A 6,114-nucleotide genomic window follows, 5' to 3' on the forward strand; every position below is an offset into this window, starting at 1 on the left:
ATTTGATCAATTCATCCAGTCTGGTTTTCCGAATCCGGCAAATTTGTCATCGATCACTTTTTCAAACTGGTCGGATTCCACTACTGATTTAATATCCTTGGCAAATTGAGCGTCTACATCTTTTGTATTCACTGCAACAACGTTTCGATACATATCCGGCATGTTTTCTAAAACTAGGGCATCCTTGAGGTCCATTTTCGCTGCAAGAGCAAAGTTGCCAGGGACCGCCGATAGGTCTACGCTGTCTGTTGCGCGGGGCAATTGAGCGGATTCCAATAGTTTTAGCTGGATGTTTTTTGGATTTTTCGTTACATCCTTTTCAGATACTTTTAAAGGGTCGACATTTGGATCGACTTCAATCAACCCTTCATCCACCAGCACTTTTAGTGCACGTGCCAGGTTAACCGGATCATTGGGCACTGCAAGGGATGTACCGTCTTTCACTTCTTTCAATGAATTATACTTATTAGAATATATGCCCATTGGCGCTGTTGGAACTATGATAAGGTCGGAAAGCTTTAAATCATTTTCTTTAGCGAAGTTATCCATGTACACTTTATGCTGGAAAAGGTTGGCGTCGATCGAGTTGTTGCCAAGCGACTTATTCGGCTGGATATAGTCGGTGAATTCGACGATCTCTATTTTGTATCCGAGATCTTCCAGACCCGGTTTGATGGCCTCCTTAACCATATCGGCGTACGGCCCGGTAGTCGCCCCGATCTTCAATTCTTTTTTGTCTTCTGTATTTGGGGATGCATCATCGCTCCCGCAAGCTGCCAAGCCGAGTGCAAGTGCACAGACTGATAATAACGAAGCTATTTTCTTCATTTGAAATTCCTCCTGAGTAATGAAATGTATTGAGTCATTAAAAAAAGTGATTGAACCTATCGCTTGTTAACTATGTATGAAACTTTGTCACCAACCATTTGAATGAGTTGCACAAGGCAGATCAGCACGACGATCGTCGTGATCATGACTGTGTTGTCATATCGGTAATATCCGTACCGGATGGCCAGGTCGCCAATTCCGCCACCGCCGATTGTCCCAGCCATTGCTGAGTAACCGATTAGCGAAATGGTCGTTAATGTCAGTCCTTGAATGATTCCCGGTTTTGCCTCTGGAAGAAGTACATCCTTAATGATCATCCATGGAGTGGCACCTACGGCAATTGCAGCTTCAATCACTCCTCTGTCTATTTCACGTAATGCCGTTTCAACAATCCTTGCAAAAAAAGGGATTGCGGATACGGACAGGGATACAGAAGCTGCTCTTGGCCCTATCGTCGATCCTGTAAGTAGGTCCGTTAAAGGAAGGAGGGCGACCAAGAGAATGATGAACGGGATTGAACGGACAATATTGACTGCGAAACCGAGAGATCGATTCACGATGCCATTTTCAAAAAATAAATTCCTGGTTGTTGAAAATAGCAATACTCCAAGCGGTAAACCGATCAGCAGGGCTACTGCAAGAGAAACGCCAACCATATAAATCGTTTCAAGAAAGGCTTTATTAAGATCAGGTAAAATATTGACGATGGGATTAAGCAGTGACATGTTTTAACACCTCCACAGAACTGGAACGATCTTTTATATATTCCAATGCCGAATGAATTTGGACGGCATCGCCAATTAACTCGATGATTAAAATGCCTAAAGGAACATCCTGGATATACTCAATTTTACCGTGTAAAATATTTCCCTTTACTGCATGGGATTGGAGAGTATCCGAAAGAATCGATTCACCGGCGGTTTGCCCTTCGAATTGGATCTTAATAATCGTACCTTCACTTTCTTCAATCAAGTGCGAAGGGAGTTCGAAATCCAGTACACTGCCAATGAATTGCTTCGTTAACTCCTGTTTGGGCTGTGAAAATATTTCATAAACGGGTCCTTCTTCAATTACCCGGCCATCCTGCATCACGGCGACTCGGTGGCATAGTTCTTTGACCACTTCCATTTCATGTGTAATCAACACGATGGTGATACCAAGCTCACTGCTTATCTTTTTCAATAACTGTAAAATCGCTTTTGTAGTGGTTGGATCAAGGGCTGAAGTCGCTTCATCACATAATAGTACAGTGGGTTCATTTGCTAACGCGCGAGCTATGCCGACCCGTTGCTTCTGTCCACCGCTAAGCTGTGCAGGATAGACATCTTTCTTATCGCTGAGCCCTACTATTTCCAACAATTCCAATACACGTAACTTAGTCGCGTCCTTCGATCGATGCGCGGCCCTTAAGGCGAAAGCGACATTTTCATAAACGGTTTTTGAACTGACCAGGGAAAAGTGCTGGAATATCATTCCGATTTTTTGCCGTTGTTTACGAAGCTCTTTGCTAGATAAAGAGGTTAATTCAATGCCGTCGATAATGATATTTCCACCTGTCGGACGTTCAAGCAAATTCAAGCAGCGGAGCAATGAGCTTTTTCCAGCTCCGCTGTAGCCGACAATTCCATATATTTCACCAGTTTGAATGGTTAAAGTTACGTTATCCACTCCGATAACTCGGTTTTTCTTCGAGACGTATTCCTTTCGGACTGAACGGATTTCAATCATGAGCTTTCCCCCTTAAACATTAAAAAAGCTGCCTCTATCATTCAGAAAGAGGCAGCGAAATCATATCTCGGCTTATCTTTCAGAATGCAATCATTCTGCAGGAATTGGCACCGTTCCCTAAGGGCGGTTGCCGGACATCACAGGGCCTGATCCCTCCGTCACTCTTGATAAGTAAATTATTATTTTAGAATATTTCAAGTTTTATAATATAATCTATATTATTTGTAAAATCCGGCATTGTCAATCGTTTCTTTTATTTTTTTGTCATTAAATCTGGTACAGTCCGTTAAAACGATTCATTGAAAATGGGCTATTATGCAATAATCCAGCATTTTCATCGAGGCTATTCATTCCAATATTTCCTTGTCAAAAAGGTAAAGTGGTACTACAGTTATTATAGTAAAGTTAAAAAAAGGAAGATGAAACTATATTTATACAATGATGGGGAGGAAACCGAATGATAGAGATCAAGACGATAAATGATGTGGTTTGCGTGCATGGGACTCCTGGCGGGAACAAGGCGGGGATGAGTGTGTATGTCTTTTTAACGGATGGCCTATTGATAGATACTGGCGCACAGATTTTATTGGAAGAGCTTATTCCATTCTATGAATCCGCAGACTTCGACTCAGTGGCCCTGACTCACTATCATGAAGACCATACGGGGGGTGCTGCCTGGATACAGGAACATAAAAAGGTCCCTCTTTTCATTCACCCGATGTCGGTTGAGGTTTGTGCAAAGGATGCTGAATATCCTGAATATCGCAAAATTTTCTGGGGAAAGAGAGACGCCTTTAAAGCTGAGCCGCTAGGGAAGGCCATTCATTCCCGTACCGAAACGTGGGAGCCGATTTTTACCCCGGGTCATGCAAAGGACCATATGGTGTATTTGAATCACAATAATGGCGTGCTCTTTTCAGGAGACCTTTTCGTAACCCCCAAAACAAAGCTTGTCTTACGGGAAGAGTCCGTCCCGGTGATCATCGATTCCATAAAAAGATTGCTTCATTATGACTTCGGKGAAGTGTTTTGCTGTCATGCTGGGCATGTACCTGATGGGAAGGAGATGTTTCGAAAAAAACTGGATTATCTGGAAAACCTCCAAGGGGAAATTTTACGCTTGCATTCTCAAGGGCTGACCGTTCATGAAATCCAGCAGGTCGTTTTGCCGAATCGCTATCCCCTTATCGAGATATCTGGGCATGAATGGGATTCAGAGCATATCATTACATCGATATTAAACGAAAATATTTTAAGTGCGAGGGAGAATGGGACTATTTGATTGCTATCCGCTTAACGGTCTGACTGATATAAAAGAGAGCTCTCCATAAGAGAGCCCACATTATTCATTTATTGACATTGGGATCTGTTTCATCATAAAAATCATGTGCTTCTTCGATGTTCTGAAGGTTAGCGACTTCATACACATTTCCGCCCGCCATTCCTTCATTGATGATACGGTCGATATCCAGGTAAACGGAGTCCTTGCCATCATATTCGGTATCCTTCAAAAATGTCATTTTTTCTTTATCCAAAAGAAATCCCTCCTAGCCTTTTCTTTAGTTTTAGGCAAAGGAGTTTTTTTTATTCTGTTTAGCGATTTCATGAATGTAAAGGGGTTTCATTCATAAACATGGAAGATCATTAAATCATGTATCATGCTTTTGAGTTGGGTTTCATCTGTTTCGGAAGGCGGATTGGCTGTCCACTCGATGGATCCATCTTTATGATACAAGGCTTTGACTGCCTGCTTGTTGAAATAAAAGGAAATTTTCCATCCTGGCAGATTCTTATGCAATGGCTCCCATTGAAAATGAGTGATCATATGTATTACCTCCATATATACTGTTTCTCATTCGATTATAATGGAAAACGGCAGCTGGAGGTGTTATTTTCTTTTCAGGTTGGGAAAAGTTAATTCAATGAAAAGATTTTTTAAATGCAAAAGCCTGTTTGTTTCAATTTCTTCTTCATCGAATTGCATCGGCTTTGAGTTCACTTCGTATATGAAAAGCGAGCCCGATTCGTCTTCCCCTATATCAATGGAAAACTCACCGAGAAATCCGAGCTCTTTTGAAAGTATCTCTCCGCATTTTTGGGCGACATTCGCTAATTTCAGATCCAGGTTTTTTGATTTAAGGTCCTGATAAGGAAAAAGCTTTCCGCCTCGGGGAGTGTGGGTGGTAATTTCCTGGGTTTGCGACATCCTTACCGCTTTGCCGGTCACTTTATAAAAACCTTTTTCATAATGGACGAGAATCCGGTAATCATAACGATGTCCAAAGAGTTTTTTTGGTATGATCGCCTGTTGAGCAAGATAACTCCTTTTTAATAAATCCCTTTTTTTTGTATCCCAGAAGGAAGCAAAATCAGGGAAGGACTCACTATGCTTTAAGCTATTGAACAATAGGGTATCATCATCATTTTTGATAATGGTATAAATGCCCTTCCCTTGGCTTCCTTTGCATGGCTTAAGGTATATATGCCTGTATGTCTCCAGGAAAGAATCAAGGCAACCGCTGTTTCGTAAGACCATGGTGGGCGGAAGGTGGTTGGTGAGGGACCCATCTTCAGTTAATGCTTCGAACATCACATATTTATCTATAAAACAGGGGTTGAATAGAGTCATTCGGTTATCTTTAAAATGTGTGATAAGATGTTGGAATTCCTCTGACGCCTCATAGCTCCTCCAGGGGATACGGTTATAGACGATGTCAGGGAAGGGCACTTTACATTCAATCCACTTGTTTGAAATGGAGGAAAAAAGATACCCTTTCATCGACTCGGAATGAAGGGCATTTCCTGTGAATACATACGCCAATATTCCATGTTTCAATAAATATAATGATAAGTCCCGAAAAAGGGTCAGGTTTCCACCCAAACCTGATTCCTTTTTGGGATTGGAAACAGTTAAAATTCCGACGGTAAGCATCCGGTTACCCGGAAATATTGTGATTGGAATTAGAGGTTGATTCGAATGGTTCTTTTTATAGCTGATTTCTTCTTCGGCAGAGCCGGCGAAAAGTTCCGCATTTTCATGAGTGTGGTGCCAATTTTCAGTGGGGATATCATAAAAAATGTTCATTGCGGCACTCTGATTGATTTTGTAATCGTCTGTTCCGTAAGATAAATGGCATAATCAAGGCTTAGCTTTCTGGTCAGCAATTCGAAATCCTTGAGTTTTGGATGGGAGAAGATGGAACGTCCAGGCTTGGAATTGGCTTCAAACATCCAAACCTGCCCTTTTTTATCCAATCCAAAATCGAATCCTATTTCTGCGATGATGCCGTCCAAGTTCTTTTCTATACTGTCACTTAAAATCAGTGCGGCTTCCGAAAGCTTTCGTTCGACTTCTGTCGCCTCATCGTCATCTCCAAACAGTTCGGCAACCGTTTTGATGACACYCCCGCTTTTAATATGGGTCGTGACGCTGCCGGCGCCGGCGATTTTTGCGGCAATCGCGGTCACCTGCCATTTTCCATTACTGTCCTTGTTCGTATGGACCCGAAAATCCACTGGACGTTTTTCAGATCGAATTAATGGGATGCCCTGCTGCAC

8 protein-coding genes and 1 riboswitch are annotated in these 6,114 nt (G+C 42.1%); of the genes, 1 reads left to right on the forward strand and 7 read right to left on the reverse strand.

Annotation, left to right across the window (positions count from 1 at the left end; genetic code table 11):
* Positions 1–6: 6 nt before the first annotated feature.
* From AC1DVB_RS15085 to AC1DVB_RS15095, 3 genes are read right to left on the reverse strand one after another with little or no spacing between them, the layout of a single operon-like run.
* Positions 7–828: a MetQ/NlpA family ABC transporter substrate-binding protein gene (locus tag AC1DVB_RS15085; protein WP_057275775.1), complete on the reverse strand. Its 822-nt coding sequence runs from the start codon at positions 826–828 to the stop codon at positions 7–9.
* A 56-nt stretch (positions 829–884) separates the two neighbouring features.
* Complete coding sequence (locus AC1DVB_RS15090; RefSeq protein WP_057275776.1) at positions 885–1,553, reverse strand: methionine ABC transporter permease; 669 nt, start codon at positions 1,551–1,553, stop codon at positions 885–887.
* A complete protein-coding gene (locus AC1DVB_RS15095; protein WP_057275777.1) occupies positions 1,540–2,556 on the reverse strand; it encodes a methionine ABC transporter ATP-binding protein in 1,017 nt (338 codons plus the stop codon). Before AC1DVB_RS15095 ends, AC1DVB_RS15090 begins: the two co-directional genes overlap by 14 nt.
* 69 nt (positions 2,557–2,625) lie before the next feature.
* Positions 2,626–2,730: riboswitch (SAM riboswitch) on the reverse strand.
* A 283-nt stretch (positions 2,731–3,013) separates the two neighbouring features.
* Here AC1DVB_RS15095 and AC1DVB_RS15100 point away from each other — a divergent pair.
* A complete protein-coding gene (locus tag AC1DVB_RS15100) occupies positions 3,014–3,838 on the forward strand; it encodes an MBL fold metallo-hydrolase (RefSeq protein ID WP_057275778.1) in 825 nt (274 codons plus the stop codon).
* A gap of 64 nt (positions 3,839–3,902) precedes the next feature.
* Here the strand turns inward: AC1DVB_RS15100 and AC1DVB_RS15105 are convergent, their stop codons facing one another.
* The 4 genes from AC1DVB_RS15105 to AC1DVB_RS15120 form a co-directional block, all read right to left on the reverse strand.
* Positions 3,903–4,091, reverse strand: coding sequence for a hypothetical protein (locus tag AC1DVB_RS15105; protein WP_034314753.1), 189 nt, complete (start codon positions 4,089–4,091; stop codon positions 3,903–3,905).
* Between the two features lie 86 nt (positions 4,092–4,177).
* Positions 4,178–4,381, reverse strand: coding sequence for a YheE family protein (locus AC1DVB_RS15110; protein ID WP_057275779.1), 204 nt, complete (start codon positions 4,379–4,381; stop codon positions 4,178–4,180).
* A gap of 63 nt (positions 4,382–4,444) precedes the next feature.
* Positions 4,445–5,641, reverse strand: a complete 1,197-nt coding sequence (locus AC1DVB_RS15115) for a YheC/YheD family endospore coat-associated protein (protein ID WP_095678208.1) — start codon at positions 5,639–5,641, stop codon at positions 4,445–4,447.
* On the reverse strand, positions 5,638–6,114 hold a 477-nt coding region (locus AC1DVB_RS15120; protein ID WP_477589805.1), incomplete at its 5' end, for a YheC/YheD family protein. The genes AC1DVB_RS15120 and AC1DVB_RS15115, both read right to left, overlap by 4 nt.

Source organism: Peribacillus sp. P4_D6 (assembly GCF_056401795.1).